Origin of the sequence: Amycolatopsis sp. CA-161197 (assembly GCF_050942255.1) — a bacterium.
Taxonomy (GTDB): Bacteria; Actinomycetota; Actinomycetes; order Mycobacteriales; family Pseudonocardiaceae; genus Amycolatopsis.
The window spans coordinates 6,980,334-6,998,739 of record NZ_CP192059.1; the positions used below are offsets into that span (position 1 = coordinate 6,980,334).

The following is an 18,406-nucleotide window of genomic DNA, read 5'->3' on the forward strand; positions in this document are numbered from 1 at the left end:
CGTTCGCGGTCGGTGCGGACTCCGCGGTCGGCGCAGCCCTCCGCCACTAGGCCTCGGTCAGCAGCCGCGTCAGCCGAAGCTCGACGAGCGCCGCGTTGGCAAGACCGTCCTGGGGAAGCCCCACTGCTTCAGCTTCGCCGATCCGCCGTCCGACCGGACGGGCACCCGGGTCCTCGTTCGGATACTCGCGAAGCACCCAACGTCCGGGGACGAGCGCATCCTTGTGGACGAAAGCCGGCATCTTCCACGTGTCACGATCCCATCCGGGCGTCCGGCCGAGCACTCGCCAGGTCCCGTCGTGGAGTCCGACGTCGCCGAACATCCCGACCCACACTGCATCGGCCGGCCACAGGTCGGCCACGTCCCACAGCGAGGGAATCGACGCTCGAGCCGGACCGAAGAAGTATCCGAAAAAGATGGAGTGCGACTTCTTGGTGCTGCGCGCGATGAGCCCGAGGGCAAACGGGCCACCCTCGAGAGGAACCGTGAACCAGTCCCCTTCGCGGTATTTCTGCGTCGCTCCACGCCGCGTCATTCGAGCTCCTCGTTTCGGCTCAAGACAGCAGGTTCGCGAGGACCTGCTCCACGAACCCCGAACCCGCACTGCCCGACTCGGGCAACCCCTGAGCCTCGGCCGCGGTGATCGTGCGCCGCGTCGGCCGCTCGCCCGGGTCGTCTCCGGGAAACTCGAGGAGACTGTACCGGCCGGCAAGGGAATCCTTGTGCACGAAGGCCGGCATGCGCCAATCGTCCCTGTCCCAGGCAGGAAGCCGGCCGAGTACCGGCCAGCTGCCGTCGTACAGAATGTTCCCGGCTCGCCCCGCGTCGTGTCACCTGAGCTCTCCCCTGAACTGCGCCGCCACCATCACGGGCGATGCCAGGATTGAGCTTTCAACCAGGTCAGGTAGTCATCGAAGATGGCAGCGGTCCCGCCGTGGGCGTCGCGCTTGTCGAAGAACTCGTTCAGCAAGGAGAAGAGCAGATCCACCGCGACCTGCTTGCCCTCGCGGGCGGCCTCGTCGCGCCAGCCCGAGGTGCGGTCGGGGAAGGCGAGGTGCAGCACCAATGAGACCCAGCTCAGGTTGTTGCCGCCGCCGACCCGCGGCACGAGCAACTCCGTGAACCCGGTGAGCAACTGTCCGTCGTTGCCGGCGTCGACGCCCAGCAGGTACGTGCAGTAGTCGTGGTAGCTGCCGTCCAGGCCGTACATGTTCGGGCGCCGGTGGATCTCGGTGAACAGCTTGCGGTAGTCCACAGTGGCTTGTCCTTGTCTGCTCCGGGGCGAACATGAGTATGCCCCGGTACTCGAACCACGAATTTGGTGCCCGGCGTGCGCGGGAATGGAATCACCCCGTGTTCGACCCGGTTCACCACCGAGGACCGAACGTCCTGGAACGCGGCTTCATTGTTGATCCGCAAGCCTGATCGTGGACAGAAACAGGGCGGCGACGACGAGCAGGAACGCGTCTGCGGGGCCGGAGGTGCCGGCGACGAGCACGACTGCGAGCACGAGGACGATGAGCACGGCTTCGCGACGCGAAATGGTCAACTGGGCCGATGGGGTCTGTTGGGGCGCCACGGGGTCTCCTGTGAACGGACTGCTTCTGCGGATGGCATGGCGGTGGCCGGAGCTTCGGCATGGTTCACCGGATCTGCCTCGCAGTAGCGGCGTGGGTGGGTAGTTCCTGGGCGAGTGCGGGCGTTGGATCTCTTGCCAGAGACCGTGGCGGCCGTCACTGGGCACCGTCGAGGAGCGCGCGCTTATGTGCGAGGTGGAACTCGTTCGCGCGGTCGTACGAGCAGAGAATATCGGTGACGTGCGTCCTGGCCTTCTCGGTGAAGGTGCACGGGGCATGTGCGATCGCAGGTTCAGCCAGGCCCTCGGCGACGACCGTCAACACCTCGGGCTCCCGCGCGCTCGGCTGCTCAGCAACCTCGTCCTGCGACGCCGCTCTCAGCGCGGCCACGCGGTACCGCAGAATGCGGTAGATCCTGTCCGACTCGGCCGACTTGGTGACGCGGTCGAGCTTCGCGGAGTCGTGCCGCCGCATGGTCGCCAGGGACGAGGCACTCATTTCAGGCCCTACAGCCATGGGAACCTCCTGATCTCGGTGACTTCGCGGCAGACGGTGGCGGCCCACAGGTCGAGCTGCTCACGCTCGGGCAGCGGACGCGGCCACGGTCGGCTGTTCAGGCGGCAAGCGAACGCAGCGGGCGATGCGGCGACGCTGCGCGCGTCACGGAATCACCTCGGCGTCGGGGCATCCGCCGGCGACGTCCGGGCCGGGTGAGACTTGGGGCGCCCGACCGGCGGTCGGCGAGCTCGTCGGCTGCCGGGCGCGCGGTGGCCGGCCCGGCGGCCGGCAAGGTTTCCTGTAGAGGTCGCACAGGTATCGCAGCACGCGCAGCGTGTTGTTCGCGTCCGGGAACACACGAGGGGCGTCCGACCAGTCCAGGTGCTTCGCCCCAGGGCGACCTTGTCAAGGTGCGGCTTCTGCCGATCTCGCTCGCCGACGTACAGGCTTCGACTTCGTCGAGCGCCGCCTGAACATCCGTTCGCCGATGAACACCACGCATCGCACATACGAGCCCGATCGCGTCTGCCGCAGACGAAACTGGACTCAGTCCGGGTGGGTTCGGGCGGTGACGTAATCGCGGAACACCCGCACCGCCGGCAGGAGTGGCTGGCCCGCCGCCCAGACCAGGCCGATCTCGCGATACGCGGGTGGATTCAGCGGGATCTCCACTGTGCCCGGGTTGGGCAAGGGTTCCGATTCCGGGAGGACGGCTACACCGAGCCGGGCGGCGACCATGCCGCGCAGGGTGTCGGCTTCTTCACCTTCGAACGAGATCTTCGGGGCGCATCCGGCGGAGGCGAGGAGGCCGTCGACGATGCGGCGGAGGCCGAAGCCGGGTTTGAGGGCGACGAATTCGAACCGGGCGAGGTCGGCCAGGCGCACGCGGGCACGAGAGGCGAGCGGGTGCCCGGCCGGGACGACCGCCACGAGTGGCTGTTCCGTGAGGGCACGGGATTCCAGGGCGTGGTCGTCGGTGGGCAGGGGTGAGGTGAGCACCAGGTCGGCTTCGCCGGTGTGCAGGTGTTGCAGGATCTCCTCGCCCGAGCCCTGAATGAGGGTGAACCGGACGCCGGGATGTGCGGACCGGAAGCCGGCCAGCAGTTCCGGAACGCGGACGCCGCCCATGGTGTGCAGGAACGCCACGGAGACGTGGCCGCTTCCAGGCGAGGCTTCGGCCAGCGCGGCCCGGTAACCGAGCCGGAGTTCGGCGGCGGCGCTGCGCCCGGATTCGGCGAGGAGCCGGCCGGCGCGGGTGAGCCTGATGCCGCGGCCGGCGCGGCTGAAGACGGGGATGCCCAGCTGGTCGGACAGTTCGGTCAGCCACCGGCTCGCCGTCGGCTGCGGAATCCCGGCGAGCGCCGCCGCGCGCGTGAGGTTGCTCTCCTCGGCGAGTGCTTCCAGAAGCGCGACGCGGGGAGCCAGTTCGGTGATTCTCGCGGTCAGCTGATCGTCCATCAGTTCAATCCACTCGCGGATGAGTCAAGCCAGTATCTCGCATTGGACGAATAATACGCCCCTGCCTACCGTCGTCCCACGTGACAGAGACGCAGACCGAGATCCTGCGACACCTCCGCGGCACGCCCGGCTTCCGGCGCATCACCCTCGCGCTGTTCGCCTCCGGGCTGGCGACCTTCACCACGCTCTACTGCGTCCAGGCGCTGCTCCCTGCGCTGAGCACCGAGTTCCGGCTCAGCCCGGCCGAAGCCAGCCTCGCCGTGTCCTTCGGCACCGCCGGGCTCGCCGTGGGCGTGATCCCCTTGACCGCGCTGTCGGGTGTCGTCGGACGGACTCCCGTGATGACGACTTCGCTGTTCACCGCGGCAGCGCTCGGGGTCGCGCAGGCGTTCAGCCCGAACTTCACGGTGCTGCTCGTGCTGCGGGCGTTGCAGGGTCTCGCGCTCGCCGGGCTGCAGGCGACCGCGATGTCGTACCTGTCCGAGGAGATCGACCGTCGTTCGCTGGGTACGGCGATGGGGCTGTACATCGCGGGCAACGGCATCGGCGGGCTGGCCGGGCGGGTCATCGCCAGCCTGGTGCTCGACGTGTCGGACTGGCGATGGGCGCTCGGGAGCGTCGGGGTCGTCGCGCTCGGCTGCGCGGTGTTGTTCCGGGTGAGCGTGATGCCCTCGGCCTTCTTCGAGCCCAGCCCGCCGCGCGTGCGGCACCTGGCGGCGGCGATCGGCCGGTCGTTCACGGATTCCGGGCTGGTAAGGCTGTTCGCGGTTGGCTTCTTGCTGATGGGCTGCTTCGTGACCATCTACAACTACCTGGGTTTCCGCCTGCTGACCCCACCCTTCTCGCTGTCCCAGGTCGTCGTCGGGCTGATCTTCGTGGTCTACCTGGCGGGTTCGGCGGCCTCCACCGTCGCCGGCCGGCTCGTCGACACGCTCGGGCGGCCCCGGATGCTGCCCGTCGCCGCGGCGATCACACTGGTCGGGATCGCGCTGATGCTGGCGGACAACCTCGCCGTCGTCGTGGTGGGGCTCGTCGTCACCACCGTCGGCTTCTTCGCGGCGCACTCGGTCGCCAGCGGCTGGGTCGGCCCTCGAGCCGCGACGCTCGGCGTGCAGGGCCCGGCGGTCTACCTGTTCTGCTACTACCTGGGCTCCAGCGTCGGAGGTTCGATCGGAGGACTGGCCTACAGCGCTGATGGCAGGCGCGGGGTTTCGCTCTACGTCGGCGCGTTCATCCTGGTTGTCCTGGTCCTGGCGATCTCGATGCGCAAGCTGGCACCGGCGAAACCCCGGATCACCGCCTGACCGACAAGCTGTCGGCCTGGCCGACACGGCGGAAACACGCCGGCCCCACAGCAGGCGCGGACGGATCACGGAGAAAACCCACATGCCGAGTCGAACGACGGCTGTCTCGTGTGCGGTGACCATCACTTTGGCCAGTCTCGTGCTCGCTACGCCTCAGTCCTCAGCTGCGAGCTACTTCATCTGTCCGTACCGCGCAATCCATGCCACAAGGTTCTTGGACGGTCCTCGGTGGGTTGCCTCAGGCCGCGCTCGCGGTGAGGTGATCACGGTAGGCCTCGACCGGGGTGTGGTAGCCGAGGCCGCTGTGGAGTCGTTTCCGGTTGTAAAACACTTCGATGTAGTCGGCGACAGCGAACCGCGCACGGCCCCAGGTCGGGAACATTTCGCGGTGATACATCTCGGTTTTCAGCGATGCGAAGAACGACTCGGTCAGGCCGCGTTGTCCCAACACACCCCGGTTCGCCCGACACCGGTTCGAACCTGATTGTCCTTGCAGAATCGGAAAAACTCGGCCGAGGGTACTGCGTTCCGCGGTCGGAGTGGAACACTGCGCCCGGGCTGACATGGCCGTGGGTGATCGCCATGCCCAGGGCGTCGGTGATCAACGATGTCCGCATGCGATCAGCCAGCTGCCAGCCGACGACCATCCGGGTGGCCGGATCGATCACGGTCGCGAGATACAGCCAGCCCTCACTGGTTCTCACGTAGGTGATGTCGCCGACCAGCCGTTGACCAGGCATGTCCGCGGTGAACTCACGGCCGATCAGATCGGGACTGTGCACGGGTTGTTCCCCGGGCAGGGTGGTGCGTTTGTATGCCCGGCGCTGGCAGCCGGCCAGCCCGAGTTCGCGCATGAGATCGGCCACCAGCCCGACGCTGCACGGGTGGCCTTCGCGGTTGAGCTGGGCCGTGACCCGTCGGCGGCCGTAGGCACCGCGTCCCTCGGTGAACACCCGGGACACATGCTCCCTGAGTAGGCGGCGCCGGGCTTGGGTGGCTGTCTCGGTGGAAACCCGGTGCCTCCAAGCGTAAAACGACGACCGGGCACCCGTAGTAACCGGCACATCCAGGTGATCGGATAGTGGGCCTTCTCCGCATCGATGACCGCGCAGCGCTCGGCTACTGCGAGGTCCGCGCGAAGAAGGCCGCGGCTTTTTTCAGGAACTCGTTTTCCATCCGCAGCCGGCGGATCTCGTCTTCCATCTCCGCGACCCGGGCATGCTCGGACGGGCTCACCGGTCGCGCAGGTCCAGGGTTCTCGCGCCGCCACGCATTGACCCAGCTGGCCGGTGTGCCGGCGTTGATCTCGAGATCCCGGGCGACCTCAGCGACAGGTTTACCGGTCTCGATCACCATCTGCACAGCCTCGGCCTTGAACTGAGCGCTGAATCTCCGACGCTGCTCGGGCATACACCCATCCTCTCAGACAGGAGGCCCTGTCCAAGATCCTTGGTACACCCCACTTGACACACCCCAAAAGCCCCGGCCGGTGCCGGGGCTTTCCACTCGTTGAGTGCGTTACTTGGTGGTTGCGTTGACCGCGCTGAGGATGATGTCGGTGACCTTGTCGGGCCGCGAGACCAACACGGCGTGCGAGGCTTCCGGGACGACGACCGTGTGCGCGTGGGCGCGCTTGGCCATCCACTCCTGCGCCGCCGGCGGGATGTTCTTATCACCGGTCGGGATCAGGCTCCACGAGGGGATGTTCTTCCACGCGCCCGGGCCCGAGGCGTCGTTCAGGCCCGCCGCGGCGATCGGCCGCTGCTCGACGGCCATCAGGCGCGCCTGCGCCGACGGGACGTCGGCTGCGAACTGCTTCGGGAACAGGTCCTGCTTCACGTAGAGGTCGGTCTCGCCACCAGGAAGGGCGACCTGCTGGAGTGTGTCACCCAGCGTGCTGCCCGGGAACTTCGCGGACAGCTCAGCCGCGGACTCGCCCTGGTCGGGAAGGAAGGCCGCGATGTAGACGAGCGCCTGCACCTTGGGGTCGTTCAGCGCAGCGGCACTGATCACCGAGCCGCCGTAGGAGTGCCCGACCAGCACGACCGGGCCGTCGACGCTGTCCACCAGCGCCTTGATGTAGGCCCCGTCGGACGCGACACCGCGCAGCGGGTTGGCGGCCGCGATCACGGGGTAACCGAGCCGCTCGAGCCGCTCGACCGCACCGTTCCAGCTCGACGCGTCGGCGAACGCCCCGTGCACCAGCACGATCGTCGGCTTCACCTTGTGGCTTCCGTGCTGCGGCGTCCCCTGCCCCTGCGACGCCGCCGACGACGGCACGGCGGCGAACACCGCGGCCGCGGCCAGCGCCATCGTCGCGGCGACGATCTTCGTGAGGCGGGTACGTGTGCGCATCTCTGACTCCTCGGAATTCGGACTTCTTACTTACTTCTGAATGGTACAACTTAATTGTGTACAATCAGTTGACCCTGACGGAACAGGGCCCAAAGGGCACGAACGCGGCACTTCCGTCTTCCGATCCCGAGAGCGACCAGCCATCTCTGCGCCGAGCCGCGTTTCGACAACGCAGTCGCCGAGTCAATCCTCGCTACTCTCAAACCGAGATCGGCACAACCATGGGCCGTCCACAACGTGACCCGACAAGCAGTGCTCACCCACTCAGCAACCACCACCGTCTCCAGTGAACACTCGACTATCCGAGTCGCACGAAACACGTGTCAACTAACGTGAAGACAACACCCGGCGACATGAAATCCCAGTGCCGCACCTTGGGGAAAATTCAACCCAAGCGTGAAACAATCAACGACACTAAGAGCGTGTCTCAGTAGGGGTTTGGCTGGTCGTGGTGGATGATCTTGGGTTGTGGATGATCTGTCTCGGCGGCTGGTGCCGGATGAGTTGTGGGCGCTGGCGGAGCCGCTGATTCCGGAGCACGGGGTTCGTCCGCAGGGTGGTGGACCAGTGCGGGTGGATGACCGGGCGGTGTTCACGGCGATCGTGTTCGTGTTGGCCAGCGGGTGCGCGTGGCGGTATCTGCCGCCGTCGTTCGGGATCACCGTGCCGACCGCGCATCGTCGGTTCACCGAATGGACCAAGGCCGGTCTGTGGCCTCGGCTGCATCGCGCGGTCCTCGACGAACTCGGCGGTCAGGGCATGATCGACTGGTCTCGGGCGGTCTGCGACGGAGCCTCCGTTCGAGCCAAAAAAGGGGACCCATGACCGGCCCCAACCCGGTCGATCGTGGCAAGAGCGGCTCGAAGATCCATGTCCTGTCCGACTGTGCCGGGCTGCCCCTGTCGGTAGCGGTGTCCGCGGCCAATACCAACGACTCCTATGCCCTCAAACCGCTGCTCATGGCCATTCCCGCGATCAAATCCCGACGTGGCCCCCGCCGGCGCAAACCGGGGAAACTACACGCCGACAAGGCCTACGACCAGGCTGACTTGCGGAAGTGGGTTCGCGACCGCGGCATCGAGGTCCGCATCGCCCGCAAGGGCATCGAGTCGAGCAAGAAGCTCGGCAAACATCGCTGGGTCATCGAACGATCCATCGCCTGGCTGTTCGACTACCACCGCCTCACCACCCGATACGACCGCCACGCCAACCACTTCTGCGCCTTCCTCACCCTCACTGCCACCCTCACCTGCTACAAGAAACTCACCTACTGAGACATTGTCTAATACTGCAACGACACTTCGTGATGGCCGCGTCGTCGGTAGTGGCTAGTACGTGCTCGGGCTTGGCTGGAGCGTCGCCATCGTGACCAGTGCATCGCATGCTGGATTGTGTGGCGGATCGGTGCGGTGACGCGGTTGAGCAGTTTGCGGATTTCGTTGGACGTGAGCGGTATCAGACCGGGTGCGGATCCCCTTTTTTCGCGGCGTCTCGGGTGATGACGAGGAATGCCGCCGCCGCCATGGAGAGGGTGATGTGCCGATACCATGCTTGGTATCGGCGGACCTGGTAGTGGTCGAGCCCTGTTTCGTTCTTCGCGGTTTGAAAACTTTCTTCGATTGCCCAGCGGGTTCCGGCGACGCGCACCAGTTCTTGGAGGTCGGTTGCGGCGGGGCCGAAGCAAATGTAGTAGGCGATCTCGGTGGGGTCGCTGACTGAGCGGCGGGCCAGCAGCCAGTGGCCGACTTCTGGTCGGCGCAGGGGGCGGATGTCGACGGCGGCCCAATCGTAGATCCGTTGCCCGTGGGCGCCATCGCCGCAGGACAGACGTTGCCAGGTGGCCGGGTCGACGTCCGCGATGACGGCGTGGACACGCCGCTGCCGCAGATCCATGGAAATCACCATCTGGGACTTGGGCACTGCGAGCACATGCGCGATGTCGTGTTCTTCCAGCCAGAGCCGTAGCCGCCCGACCTGCCCATAGGCTTCATCGGCGGTGAACCATGCAAACGGGATTCTCGCGGCGAGCGCGCGTTCCACCATCAGTTGTGCCAGTTCGGGCTTGGTCGCGAATCCGACGTCGTCGGGAATACCGGCTGCAGCGCACCTTCCCCGATCCGCGATCCACTCTTTCGGCAGGTACAACTCGCGATCGATCAAAGCCCGCCCCCGATCCGAGGCGTACGCCAAGAACACGCCGATCTGCGAATTCTCGATCCGCCCAGCCGTGCCCGAATACTGGCGCGCCACGCCGGCGGATTTCGTGCCCTTCTTCACGAATCCGGTCTCGTCGGCGATCAACACGCCACGTTCGGCGTCCCCGAGCACGTCGACCACCGCAGTGCGCACATCATCACGCATGCCCTCGGCGTCCCAGGCGTAGAAGTTCAGCAGCCGCTGCATGCCCTGCGGACCCGTCTCACCGGCCATCTCTGCCAGGGTCCAGCCGTTCTTGCGCTCGGCTTCCGCCAGCAGCCCCCGCAGGTAGGAAACCATTTGCCGCCGCGGCTCCACCCGCGAAAACCGCTCCGCGAACCGCCCCGCGAACGCAGCGAAACGCGCCGACCAGTCCGTCACCATCTCCAGCACACAAGATCAACTACACGACCGTCGAACCCGAGCCTAACCGACACGCCGGTCGATTCATAACGAAGTGTCGTTGCAGTACTAAGTGCCAAGTCGCCTCAATCGCTTCGACGCCTTTGAGCATCACGTCAGCGGAGGTCGCCTTGCCCAATAGGAGTTCCCTGGAAAGCGGGGGACTATTATACGGAGCGTGTGGCTCGTCGCCCACCATGCGGATCCGTCCGGTATAGCGCTGGCGCGCAAGCCTCGCATACGGCGCCGGCCTCGCCCGGACACCGCGGCCATCCCGACCTACAGTGCCGCGGCCCTCGCGTACCCCAGACAGCGTCGACCATGACGCACGAGCTCACGCACGAGTACTTCGGCGACGCCGTGCCGGTGCGCTGCTCGGACGACATGTCGCTGAGCGACGGTCTGGCCAGGTCTGGACCGGCATCCACGGGTGTCACGTCCGCGGACTGCCCGCCTGGTTGGCGCTACTGACCGTACCGGTGAGCTGGGCGGTGCCCCATCTGCTGGGAATCGCGCTGGCCGAGGGACGGCTGACCGGCAAGGCCGGTGCGGTGTTGCTGCCGCTCGGCGTGGCCGGCGGCGCCGTGCTGGTCTTGTTCGCCGGCTATCCGGCGAACGCGGTCGGCGCCCCAGGTGACCGCTGGTCAAACCTCGCCCCGCCCTCGCTGTTCGCGTTGGCATTGACGGCCGCGCAACTTGGGGCTTTTTTGCTGCTGCGTCCGCGGCTGGCGCGCGCTGCGACGGCCGGCCGGTTGGGCTCCGATTGCGGCGCTCAACCGGGTCACGATGACCCTCTACTGCTGGCATCAGTCCGCGCTGCTGCTGGTCACCTTCGCTGGCTTGGTCGCCGCCCGGCCGCACGGCCTGCTCGACGCCCCCAGCGGGGATTGGGCCTGTCACAGGCTGCTCTGGCTACCGCTGTTCGCCCTCACGCTGGCCGGCCTGGTACTTCTCTTCCACCGCGTCGAACGACCGACGCGCGTCGGTCGGACCGCCCGATCCCGCCACGCTCACGCCGCTGCAGCGGCACAACCGCGCCGTGCTGGCCGAGTTCGAGCTGACCTCGTCCGTGCAGAGGAGAGCGACGTGCGGCGCTGGAGGACGTAACCACGTCGACGCGGGCCCGGGAGCCTCGGGGAAGGTGCGTGCGCCGTCGTCACGCGGCATGTCGTTCATCCTGACCCCATGCCTGCCGCGACTCGGGGTGCATGGCACGGCCCCGCGATGCTCTACCTGATCACTGAATGCGAGCTCGACAACCCTCACACGTGGTCACCGGCCCCTCCCGCCGACGGCGAGCCCGGAGCGGGCACACCAACCTGGTGGATATGACCGTGCCGAGCGGTGTGGAAGCCGCTCGAGCCTGGCCCGCGACGACGTCCCGCGCAACCCTGGATTGAGGATGCTGCAGCGTCCTCAATCCAGGGTTGCGAGAGGTCAGGACACGGCCGTCAGCCCACCGATGAGCCCTCTGGCCCTTCGATGCGCACGATGCCTTCGTCCTCCTGTGCCAGGTACAGCGCGCGGGACTTCGAATCGAGATCGATCAGCACGGGCCGGCCGAGAACGTCGAAGTAGCGCACCGGCTCGCGGGTGGTGCCGTCGGAGAAGACCACGATCATGCCCGGCGGCGCCGGGGTAAACGGCCCGCGGATCCCAGTTGGCCCCGCGGTGGTGCGCGGTGACTTGACGCCTTCGAAAGTCTCAAGCTTGCGGGCGGCGCTGAAAGCCTTCACCAGGCGTCCGAGCCCTTCGCTCAAGACAAGTGCGTACCGGTCGGCAGTGAAGCCGAAGGGGACGAGGACATCTTCGCCGACTGGTGCGACGAGGTCTCCCGGGAACGAGACGCCGACGAGCGGGATCTGCGGATGCGCGAAGAGCACGAGAAGGACGACTGGGACCCGCTGCTGTCCGAGATCTTCGCCGCGCGCCGGGAGATGCGGGCGGCGGAAGAGCGGATGCGGACGCTGGTCGCTTACGGACGGGAGTTCATCAAGCCGCATCCCTATCAGCTCAAGCAGATGGCCGAGGCGACCGGGATGTCGATCTCGGGCACTCGCAGTTCCTACACCGTCGACGAGGTCGCCGCGGTCGCCCGCCGGATCGGTCGGCAGCCGCGCTTCCGCACCGACGAGACCGGGTAGTGAGCACCGTGACCGACGCTGACTCCACTGTGGCCACCATCTCCGCCGGATGTGCCTGCAACCCGGCGTGGCCCGCGCTCGCGGTCACCCGCGACGACGGCAGCACCGAACCCGTGCACGCCGCCGACACCCCCGGGCCACTGGCCCTGCTGTACTACGCGCACTGCACCCGTTGCGGCCTGCGGTATCTCGGCCCGTTCCGGCTCCCGCCCCGCACCACGGTCACCGCGCCCCACCGGGCATGTGTCCAGGGCTGTACCGGCCCGACTCCCGGCTGGGCGCGCCACCACACCGCAGCGAACCGGGCCACGGGCGGGGAACCCGGCGCGGTCCGGTGATCACCTGCGGGTGAACTTCTCGAAGTAGGCCGGTTCGTTGTCGGGTGCGACCGGCACGCTGCTGGTGCGACGCGGTTCTTGGCGATCGCGGCCTTAAACGGAGATCGACCGAAAAGAGTTCAGCGTCTGATCTCGTTCCTCGCGAAAGTGCAAAAAGTAGAGGTTGTTCGGGCCGGAGCTTCGGAGCAAATCGGCCATTATGGACATATCTTCGCGCGAACAGAGGCATCGTCAAATATGCTCACAGCGCCTAATGGAAACAATAAGGGGAGGAACAATGACACCAGAACAGGAACAGGCAGCCGAGCAGCAGCGGCGGCAGCAGGAGGCGGCTCAGCAGGCAGCTGAGAAGGCGCAGCAGGTAGTGATTGCGACTGAGGAGGCGGCGGGCAGCTTCAATTCGGCTAACGCTTCAGTCGAGGGCCAGTTCAATAGCTGAGCCCTCGGGTATCGAACGCCCCGACCGCTGGTCGGGGCGTTCTTCACATCCCCGCCACATCTGACAGTGCCCCGATTGATTCGGTGAATGTATGTACACGCGAATGCTTTGTAGGGGTGACTCGTCAAGCTGCCTGACGCATAGGAGCATCGCTTAGCGAGTTGCGGCCGGTTCGGGGTTGTGGGCTGCGTGCTCGGTCGGAAGCTGGTTCGCACCCACGTGTGTCAGAGCGGGTGTCCACGCGCGACCAGCACCCCGAGGTCAAGCGCGACGCGCTCGCTGCGGCCGGCTGCGACGACATCTCCTCGACAAGGCCTCCGGCAAACTCACACGTCGGCCCGAGCTGGACAAGACGCTGCTGTTGGCCAACCGGGCCGGCGACCATCGGCCGATCATCCACTCCCGTCCCTGGCCGGGGTCGAGGGTCGAGATCATCAGCTGCACGCCGGCGTTGCCCGCGCCGACCGCTGCGGCGAGTCGCTCGCGCCGGCGCGAGAGCGGCCATAGTCGCAGGTCGCGGCCGCGGGCGCCGAGCAGGTCGAAAACGCTACGTAGACCACGGCGATGCGCGCTGCGTGGCTTCGGGCCGGGCCGGGCCGAGCGCTGAGAACTCCAGCCGGCCCTACCGGTAGGCGCACAGCTCGGTGTCCACCCGCCGCGGCACTGCCCGCGCCGGCACTCCCAACCTCGAGCAATGGCTCGGCGCGGAGTGCTGTTGTTGAGCGTGCTGTGACCAACAGGCTTATACCGAGGTGGCGCGGGTCGGCGACTCATCGCGCGCCCGGTGTCGGTAACGCAGCGGTGATTCTCCCACCTCCCGTTTGAAGGCAGTGCTGAATGCGCTCTCGGACGCGTAGCCCAACTCGGCGGCCAGCGATCCGATGCGTACGTGCTCGTCGCGGAGAGCGCGCTGCGCCAGGAGCATCCGCCAGTGGTTGAGGTAGGCCACCGGCGGTTGGCCCGCCACGCTGCGGAAACGTTCAGCGAAAGAGGTCCGCGACATCGCCGCGGCGCGGGCCAATTCCCGCAGGCCCCAGGGCTTTCCGGGTTCGGTGTGCATGAGCCGCAGCGCCGGACGCAACCGTTCGTCGGCGAGCAGCCGTAGCCATCCTGGCGTTAGGTTGGTTTGGTCGAGGTAGGCGCGCAGTGTCTCGAGCAGCAGGAGCTGACCGTACTGCCGGATCGCGAATGCCGAGCCGATCCGGTTCCCGCTCACTTCGTCGAACAGTCGGTCGAGATTGCCGCGCAGGTTGGTCGCCGCCGTAGCGGATGCCCGGACGCGCCCCACCGTCGGGAGCGCCTGCTGCAGCAGCGCGTGACCGGTCTGGTTGAGGTCGACGGCGATCCCGATGACTACGTCGTCGGCGCCGCGGTCGGCGCCTACGAGCCGGGAGAAGTTTTCCTCGGGTGTGATCTCCTGGCGCGGCCCGTCGCCGGCGCCGCCCTCCTGATCAAGCCATGACCGGTTGTTCAGGATGGCGACGTCGCCCGGCTCGAGCTCGACCGGCCCGTCAACACCGTCGACGCCGTCGGTGCTCAGCCGGGACCTGCCGTACACCATCGCGATGAGCTTGAGCGGGTCCTCGATGGCGGCGCGCGCCACCCACGGTCCCCGTGCCGCGAACCCGCCCGACACCAGACCGCGGATTTCGACGAGGTCGAACACCTCGGAGAGCTGATCACCGACCACGCTCGGACTATCGCGCAAGAAATGCGAATCGTCAATTATTCAGCGTACGAACCCCTCAGGCACAGACTGGGGGCATGACACACAAGCAGCGCCCCCTCGGATCCGGCTTCACCGCGGCCTCGACGGTCGATGAGATCCTCGCGGACATCGACCTGTTCGGCAAGAACGTCGTCGTCACCGGCGGCCACGTCGGGCTCGGCCTGGAGGCCACCCGTGCGCTGGCCAAGGCCGGCGCCTCGGTCACCGTCGGATCTCGCTACCCTTACCGCGCAGCGCCGGCGCTGGACGGCATCGAGGGCGTCGAGATCAGTCAACTGGACCTGCTGAACCCGGGCTCGATCGACGCCTTCACCAGCCGCTACCTGAACTCCGGTCGTCCGCTCCACATTCTGCTCAACAACGCCGGCATCATGGCTCCCGCCGAACTGGTCCTGGATGCACGCGGCTACGAGGCCCAGTTCGCGACCAACCACCTCGGCCACTTCCAGCTGACCCTGGGCCTGCTGCCCGCGCTGCGCGCGGCGCACGGTGCCCGCGTGGTCAACACGACCTCCGGTGCGACCCGCATCTCCGACATCCGCTGGGACGATCCGCATTTTGCCACCGGCTATGACGGCCACCTCGCCTACGCCCAATCGAAGACCGCCAACGTGCTGTTCGCCGTCGAGCTGGACCGCCGGTGGGCCCCCGACGGGATCCGGGGCTACGCCGCGCACCCGGGCGTCATCGTCGGCACCAACCTGGGCAGCTCCATGCCCGCCGACCAAGTGCGGGCCATGCAGCAGGCAATGGGGCTGGTCGACGAGTCCGGCCGGCCGATCATCGACCCGGACAGCGGGAAGAAGACGCCAGAGCAGGGTGCCGCCACCATCGTGTTCGCCGCGACCAGCCCGCTGCTCGCCGACATCGGCGGCATCTATCTGAGAGACAACGACATCTCCCCGCTGGATGACACCGCGGATCCCACCGCCCAGGGTGTCGACCTGATCCAGTCGCAGAACGTCGTGCCGCATTCCATCGACCCGAATTCCGCGCATCGCCTCTGGGAGATGAGCGAGCAGCTGATCAAGGCGTGACCGCGCCGCCGATCCACGGCTACGGAAGCCGACGACCTCGTCATGACGGCGCACCAGCGGGCGGCGGCCCTGCGTGCGGAGGCCGAGGACGCCGTCCGCCGGACCCAGGTCCAGCTCCGCGCGATCGACGAGGTGCTCGCCGACGCCGAGTCCGTTTTGAACGAAAGGACAGCGTTGCCCGTGGCTGCTGCTGCATAACCGGCGATGAGTCGAGTCAGCGCTCGTCGAGCTGGGCGCGCAGGTCGTGGATCGTGGTTTCGGCGTCCGCGAGCTGGTCTTGCAGGCCGATAATGCGGGCAGCGGCGGCGAGGTTGTGGCCGTCATCGAGTTGCTCGCGCAGCCGGACCACGAGAACGAGCTGGCGGCGGGAGTAGCGACGATGTCCGCCGTCCGAACGCTGGGGCCGCACCAGATCCGCAGTGTCCAGGCTGCGCAGAAACGCTTCCTGCACGCCCAGCATCTTCGCGGCCTGCCCGGTGGTGAAGGCCGGGTAGTCCTGGTCGTCGAGGTTCCCCAGACCAGCCACGCTCACCTCCTTCGCCGATTGTCAGGAGCGCGTCAGCCGCTCCAGATTATCTAGTTCAAATGCTTGACACAACTTGCAGTGCGCGCTATAGAAATGGATAGGCGGTACATGACCTGGTGTCGAACACGATGATGTTGCCGGGGAGTGATCGACGATGCCGGACACCACACGTCACGGGGCGGTGACCAGCGGGTTCGCTGAGCTGGTCTGCGCCGACGAGACCTGGCTGCGCGCGGAGTTCGACGCGATCATCACCGCCAACTTCGGAGTTTTTCCGCCACCTCTGGCACGGCCGCGGCCTGGATCCGCGGGCCCGCGGCAACCCGGCCGCACGCCCCGGGCGGCCGCCACCGGCGACCGGCCGGTCGCCGGGGTGGTGTCGGCGATGCGAGGCGGTCATCGGCAGCGTTCCCCTCCGTTGACCAGTGCGCTCAGCAATCAGCGAGTGATCTCGAAAGGTAGGTGATGCCCGCACACTCGCTGGAGCCCGCCACCGCGCAGTTCGTTCGCCGGCGAGGATGCCTGCTTCGCCAGACGGCCGAGGAGACCCTGACAGCGGTCCCGGCCCCGCGTCTAGCGGCGCACTTTCGCGACATCCGAGCCGGCGCGACTGCAGCCAGGGCGGGCACCGGGGTAAACGACGTAGCGATCGCACATGCAACCCACCGAACTGGTTCCGGCCGCCGCCACCGGCGGTGGCGGCGGCCGGAGTTCGACGAGCACACCAACCCAGCCGTATAGGCACACAAACCGCCGCCGGCCACCCGCACGCCAGCGGTGACGCCCAGGGAAGGAGTAAAGGAGGCGGATGGTCATGTTGATGCGGACTGACCCGTTCCGGGAGCTGGACCGGCTGACCCAGCAGTTCTTCGGCGCCAACGGCACCACGTCGCGGCCGGCGGTCATGCCGATGGACGCCTACCGGTCCGGCAATGAATACGTGGTGCAGTTCGACCTGCCGGGTGTCGCACCGGAGTCCATCGACCTGGACGTGGAGCGCAACGTGCTCACCGTCAAGGCCGAACGCAGCCCGGACTACGACCAAGGCGCCGAGGTGCAGGTGTCCGAACGGCCTCGCGGGGTGTTCTCCCGCCAGCTGTTCCTGGGCGACACCCTCGACGCAGACAACATCGACGCGCGCTACGACGCGGGTGTGCTGACCCTGCGGGTACCGATCGCCGAGCAGGCCAAGCCGCGCAAGATCGCCATCAGCGGCGGGAGCGAGGCCAAGCAGATCAACGCCTGAGCGGCCCGAACCCCGGCTCGGCCCCTTCGCGGCCCCGCCTCGCGCGGCTTCGACCGCCGCGGGCGGGGCCGGCGTCGTCTTCGCCACCGGCACCCGAACCGGCTGCCGCGGTGCGCTCGGGACCGCCTGCACCAAACCGCCGGCCACTCCGGCCCCGCGGCGGCCTGACCAGCCTCATCAATCCGAAAGGAGAACCGGTCATGCTCGACGAAGCCCCCACCCACGATGTCGCCGACCAGCAGCGTCTCGCCCGCCCCGAGCCCGACGAGAACGAACCGGCGCTGTCGGGCATCGGGGACTCGCTCGACGCCGATCCGGCCGACGTTGCCGACCAGCACCGCGACGCACCGGTACTCGAGGAGCGCGAGCCCTGGCCCTGACCCGGGCCGGCTGGACCACAAAACGAGGAGAGCGGAAACGATGAGCACCACCGGACGCCAACCGGCCACCATCACCACCACGCTGGCCACGACGGCACGCGATCTGCGGCGCGCGGTCCGCGCGGCCGACCTGGCCCAGACGCCGGGCCCGGGTCAGCTGCGCGACGCCGGCTGGCAGCTCACCCAGCTCACCGGCGAGCTGACCGATCTAGTCACCCTGCTGACCGAATACACCGGTCACCACATCCAATGCCCCGAGCAGCTCCGCCAGGTCGACGGCGCACCGGCCACCGCCCACCTGGCCTCCGCCTGCCGGGAACTGGCCACCCTGCGCCACGCCCTCGACACCGCCCACACCGCCGCGCGCGCCTACTACACCGAACTCAGCCAGCTCACCACCGCTGCGCCCGGTCCGCCTCGGTCCGCGCCATGAACACCTCTCACCCACCGGCACTGCCCGACCCGCACACGGTGCTCGGACTGTCCCCCGGCGCCACCGCCGCCGAGATCACCGCCGCCTACCGGCGCGCGATCCGCGACTGCCACCCCGACGCACCACACCCGGACCGCGACCGGCTCGCGGCCGTGATCGCCGCCTACCGCCAGCTCCGCAACTACGCCCAGCAGTCCACTCAAGCGCACCGACGCTCCACACACAGCCGCGACATTCCTGTCCGCGTGCACCCCCACACCACACCGCCAGCGCCAGACATGCGCGCCGGCCCCGTCCAACGCCACCCCGATCGAACGTGATCGCCGAGGCGCGACATTCGCTCG

Annotated in this window: 26 protein-coding genes and 1 pseudogene; 12 read left to right on the forward strand and 15 right to left on the reverse strand. The window is 67.5% G+C overall.

Translation table 11 applies throughout. The annotated features are described in order from the left end of the window. Positions 1 to 46 precede the first annotated feature (46 nt). The 6 genes from ACQPXB_RS32645 to ACQPXB_RS32670 all read right to left on the reverse strand — a co-directional run bounded on the left by ACQPXB_RS32645 (position 47) and on the right by ACQPXB_RS32670 (position 3,533). Positions 47 to 535 carry an Imm26 family immunity protein gene (locus ACQPXB_RS32645; protein ID WP_432845571.1) on the reverse strand — a complete coding sequence of 163 codons (489 nt, stop codon included), beginning with the start codon at positions 533 to 535 and terminating at the stop codon, positions 47 to 49. 19 nt (positions 536 to 554) lie between these two features. Beyond that, entirely contained in the window at positions 555 to 740 is a 186-nt protein-coding gene (locus tag ACQPXB_RS32650; protein WP_432845572.1) for a hypothetical protein, read from the reverse strand. 125 nt (positions 741 to 865) lie between these two features. Beyond that, positions 866 to 1,255 (reverse strand): hypothetical protein, encoded by a 390-nt coding sequence (locus ACQPXB_RS32655; RefSeq protein WP_432845573.1) that lies wholly within the window; start codon positions 1,253 to 1,255, stop codon positions 866 to 868. Between the two features lie 147 nt (positions 1,256 to 1,402). Further along, positions 1,403 to 1,579 (reverse strand): hypothetical protein, encoded by a 177-nt coding sequence (locus ACQPXB_RS32660; RefSeq protein ID WP_366589911.1) that lies wholly within the window; start codon positions 1,577 to 1,579, stop codon positions 1,403 to 1,405. 154 nt (positions 1,580 to 1,733) lie between these two features. After that, a complete protein-coding gene (locus tag ACQPXB_RS32665) occupies positions 1,734 to 2,051 on the reverse strand; it encodes a hypothetical protein (RefSeq protein ID WP_432845574.1) in 318 nt (105 codons plus the stop codon). A 570-nt stretch (positions 2,052 to 2,621) separates the two neighbouring features. Beyond that, the gene (locus tag ACQPXB_RS32670) at positions 2,622 to 3,533 is read right to left on the reverse strand and encodes a LysR family transcriptional regulator (RefSeq protein ID WP_366589905.1); all 912 of its coding nucleotides are present in this window, start codon (positions 3,531 to 3,533) and stop codon (positions 2,622 to 2,624) included. Between the two features lie 80 nt (positions 3,534 to 3,613). Between ACQPXB_RS32670 and ACQPXB_RS32675 the strand changes: the two genes are divergently transcribed. After that, entirely contained in the window at positions 3,614 to 4,837 is a 1,224-nt protein-coding gene (locus ACQPXB_RS32675; RefSeq protein ID WP_432845575.1) for an MFS transporter, read from the forward strand. Between the two features lie 238 nt (positions 4,838 to 5,075). On the opposite strand, the gene ACQPXB_RS32680 is transcribed toward ACQPXB_RS32675, so the two are convergent. The 4 genes and pseudogenes from ACQPXB_RS32680 to ACQPXB_RS32695 form a co-directional block, all read right to left on the reverse strand. Beyond that, positions 5,076 to 5,288 carry an IS3 family transposase gene (locus ACQPXB_RS32680; protein WP_432845576.1) on the reverse strand — a complete coding sequence of 71 codons (213 nt, stop codon included), beginning with the start codon at positions 5,286 to 5,288 and terminating at the stop codon, positions 5,076 to 5,078. A 58-nt stretch (positions 5,289 to 5,346) separates the two neighbouring features. After that, a pseudogene (locus ACQPXB_RS32685) lies at positions 5,347 to 5,901 on the reverse strand (IS3 family transposase); the annotation flags it as partial. Positions 5,902 to 5,956: 55 nt separating this feature from the next. After that, positions 5,957 to 6,247: a transposase gene (locus ACQPXB_RS32690; RefSeq protein ID WP_386955730.1), complete on the reverse strand. Its 291-nt coding sequence runs from the start codon at positions 6,245 to 6,247 to the stop codon at positions 5,957 to 5,959. A 108-nt stretch (positions 6,248 to 6,355) separates the two neighbouring features. Next, positions 6,356 to 7,192, reverse strand: a complete 837-nt coding sequence (locus tag ACQPXB_RS32695; protein ID WP_432845577.1) for an alpha/beta fold hydrolase — start codon at positions 7,190 to 7,192, stop codon at positions 6,356 to 6,358. A 477-nt stretch (positions 7,193 to 7,669) separates the two neighbouring features. Here ACQPXB_RS32695 and ACQPXB_RS32700 point away from each other — a divergent pair. Beyond that, positions 7,670 to 8,466 (forward strand): IS5 family transposase gene (locus tag ACQPXB_RS32700; protein ID WP_432856882.1). Its coding sequence is split into 2 segments (ribosomal slippage): positions 7,670 to 8,011 and positions 8,014 to 8,466, totalling 795 coding nucleotides; the frame shifts between segments, so codons are not numbered across the junction. A gap of 181 nt (positions 8,467 to 8,647) precedes the next feature. On the opposite strand, the gene ACQPXB_RS32705 is transcribed toward ACQPXB_RS32700, so the two are convergent. Next, positions 8,648 to 9,772 carry an IS701 family transposase gene (locus ACQPXB_RS32705; RefSeq protein ID WP_432856633.1) on the reverse strand — a complete coding sequence of 375 codons (1,125 nt, stop codon included), beginning with the start codon at positions 9,770 to 9,772 and terminating at the stop codon, positions 8,648 to 8,650. Positions 9,773 to 10,111: 339 nt separating this feature from the next. On the opposite strand from ACQPXB_RS32705, the gene ACQPXB_RS32710 reads away from it, so the two are divergent. Further along, the gene (locus ACQPXB_RS32710; RefSeq protein WP_432845578.1) at positions 10,112 to 10,261 is read left to right on the forward strand and encodes a hypothetical protein; all 150 of its coding nucleotides are present in this window, start codon (positions 10,112 to 10,114) and stop codon (positions 10,259 to 10,261) included. Between the two features lie 441 nt (positions 10,262 to 10,702). Here ACQPXB_RS32710 and ACQPXB_RS32715 read toward each other — a convergent pair whose 3' ends face one another. Continuing rightward, on the reverse strand, positions 10,703 to 10,957 hold the full coding sequence (locus tag ACQPXB_RS32715) for a hypothetical protein (protein ID WP_432845579.1): 255 nt from the start codon (positions 10,955 to 10,957) through the stop codon (positions 10,703 to 10,705). Positions 10,958 to 11,241: 284 nt separating this feature from the next. After that, positions 11,242 to 11,673 (reverse strand): hypothetical protein, encoded by a 432-nt coding sequence (locus ACQPXB_RS32720; protein ID WP_432845580.1) that lies wholly within the window; start codon positions 11,671 to 11,673, stop codon positions 11,242 to 11,244. Here ACQPXB_RS32720 and ACQPXB_RS32725 point away from each other — a divergent pair. The 3 genes from ACQPXB_RS32725 to ACQPXB_RS32735 all read left to right on the forward strand — a co-directional run bounded on the left by ACQPXB_RS32725 (position 11,659) and on the right by ACQPXB_RS32735 (position 12,711). Continuing rightward, complete coding sequence (locus tag ACQPXB_RS32725; protein WP_432845581.1) at positions 11,659 to 11,934, forward strand: hypothetical protein; 276 nt, start codon at positions 11,659 to 11,661, stop codon at positions 11,932 to 11,934. The two genes, ACQPXB_RS32720 and ACQPXB_RS32725, sit on opposite strands and share 15 nt — an antisense overlap. 8 nt (positions 11,935 to 11,942) lie before the next feature. Continuing rightward, on the forward strand, positions 11,943 to 12,272 hold the full coding sequence (locus ACQPXB_RS32730) for a hypothetical protein (RefSeq protein WP_432845582.1): 330 nt from the start codon (positions 11,943 to 11,945) through the stop codon (positions 12,270 to 12,272). A gap of 277 nt (positions 12,273 to 12,549) precedes the next feature. Continuing rightward, the gene (locus ACQPXB_RS32735) at positions 12,550 to 12,711 is read left to right on the forward strand and encodes a hypothetical protein (protein WP_432845583.1); all 162 of its coding nucleotides are present in this window, start codon (positions 12,550 to 12,552) and stop codon (positions 12,709 to 12,711) included. A gap of 742 nt (positions 12,712 to 13,453) precedes the next feature. On the opposite strand, the gene ACQPXB_RS32740 is transcribed toward ACQPXB_RS32735, so the two are convergent. Next, positions 13,454 to 14,401: an AraC family transcriptional regulator gene (locus ACQPXB_RS32740; protein ID WP_432845584.1), complete on the reverse strand. Its 948-nt coding sequence runs from the start codon at positions 14,399 to 14,401 to the stop codon at positions 13,454 to 13,456. 74 nt (positions 14,402 to 14,475) lie between these two features. Here ACQPXB_RS32740 and ACQPXB_RS32745 point away from each other — a divergent pair, with 74 nt between their 5' ends. Both ACQPXB_RS32745 and ACQPXB_RS32750 read left to right on the forward strand, forming a co-directional pair. Next, entirely contained in the window at positions 14,476 to 15,477 is a 1,002-nt protein-coding gene (locus ACQPXB_RS32745; RefSeq protein WP_432845585.1) for an SDR family NAD(P)-dependent oxidoreductase, read from the forward strand. A gap of 42 nt (positions 15,478 to 15,519) precedes the next feature. After that, a complete protein-coding gene (locus ACQPXB_RS32750) occupies positions 15,520 to 15,675 on the forward strand; it encodes a hypothetical protein (protein WP_366585094.1) in 156 nt (51 codons plus the stop codon). 16 nt (positions 15,676 to 15,691) lie between these two features. On the opposite strand, the gene ACQPXB_RS32755 is transcribed toward ACQPXB_RS32750, so the two are convergent. Continuing rightward, positions 15,692 to 16,003 (reverse strand): MerR family transcriptional regulator, encoded by a 312-nt coding sequence (locus tag ACQPXB_RS32755; protein ID WP_366585092.1) that lies wholly within the window; start codon positions 16,001 to 16,003, stop codon positions 15,692 to 15,694. Positions 16,004 to 16,817: 814 nt separating this feature from the next. Here ACQPXB_RS32755 and ACQPXB_RS32760 point away from each other — a divergent pair. The 4 genes from ACQPXB_RS32760 to ACQPXB_RS32775 all read left to right on the forward strand — a co-directional run bounded on the left by ACQPXB_RS32760 (position 16,818) and on the right by ACQPXB_RS32775 (position 18,382). Beyond that, complete coding sequence (locus ACQPXB_RS32760) at positions 16,818 to 17,249, forward strand: Hsp20/alpha crystallin family protein (RefSeq protein ID WP_366585090.1); 432 nt, start codon at positions 16,818 to 16,820, stop codon at positions 17,247 to 17,249. 200 nt (positions 17,250 to 17,449) lie between these two features. Further along, positions 17,450 to 17,629 (forward strand): hypothetical protein, encoded by a 180-nt coding sequence (locus tag ACQPXB_RS32765; protein ID WP_366585088.1) that lies wholly within the window; start codon positions 17,450 to 17,452, stop codon positions 17,627 to 17,629. A gap of 40 nt (positions 17,630 to 17,669) precedes the next feature. Beyond that, positions 17,670 to 18,062 carry a hypothetical protein gene (locus tag ACQPXB_RS32770; RefSeq protein ID WP_386956731.1) on the forward strand — a complete coding sequence of 131 codons (393 nt, stop codon included), beginning with the start codon at positions 17,670 to 17,672 and terminating at the stop codon, positions 18,060 to 18,062. After that, entirely contained in the window at positions 18,059 to 18,382 is a 324-nt protein-coding gene (locus ACQPXB_RS32775) for a J domain-containing protein (RefSeq protein ID WP_432845586.1), read from the forward strand. Before ACQPXB_RS32770 ends, ACQPXB_RS32775 begins: the two co-directional genes overlap by 4 nt. The last annotated feature ends 24 nt before the right edge of the window (positions 18,383 to 18,406 follow it).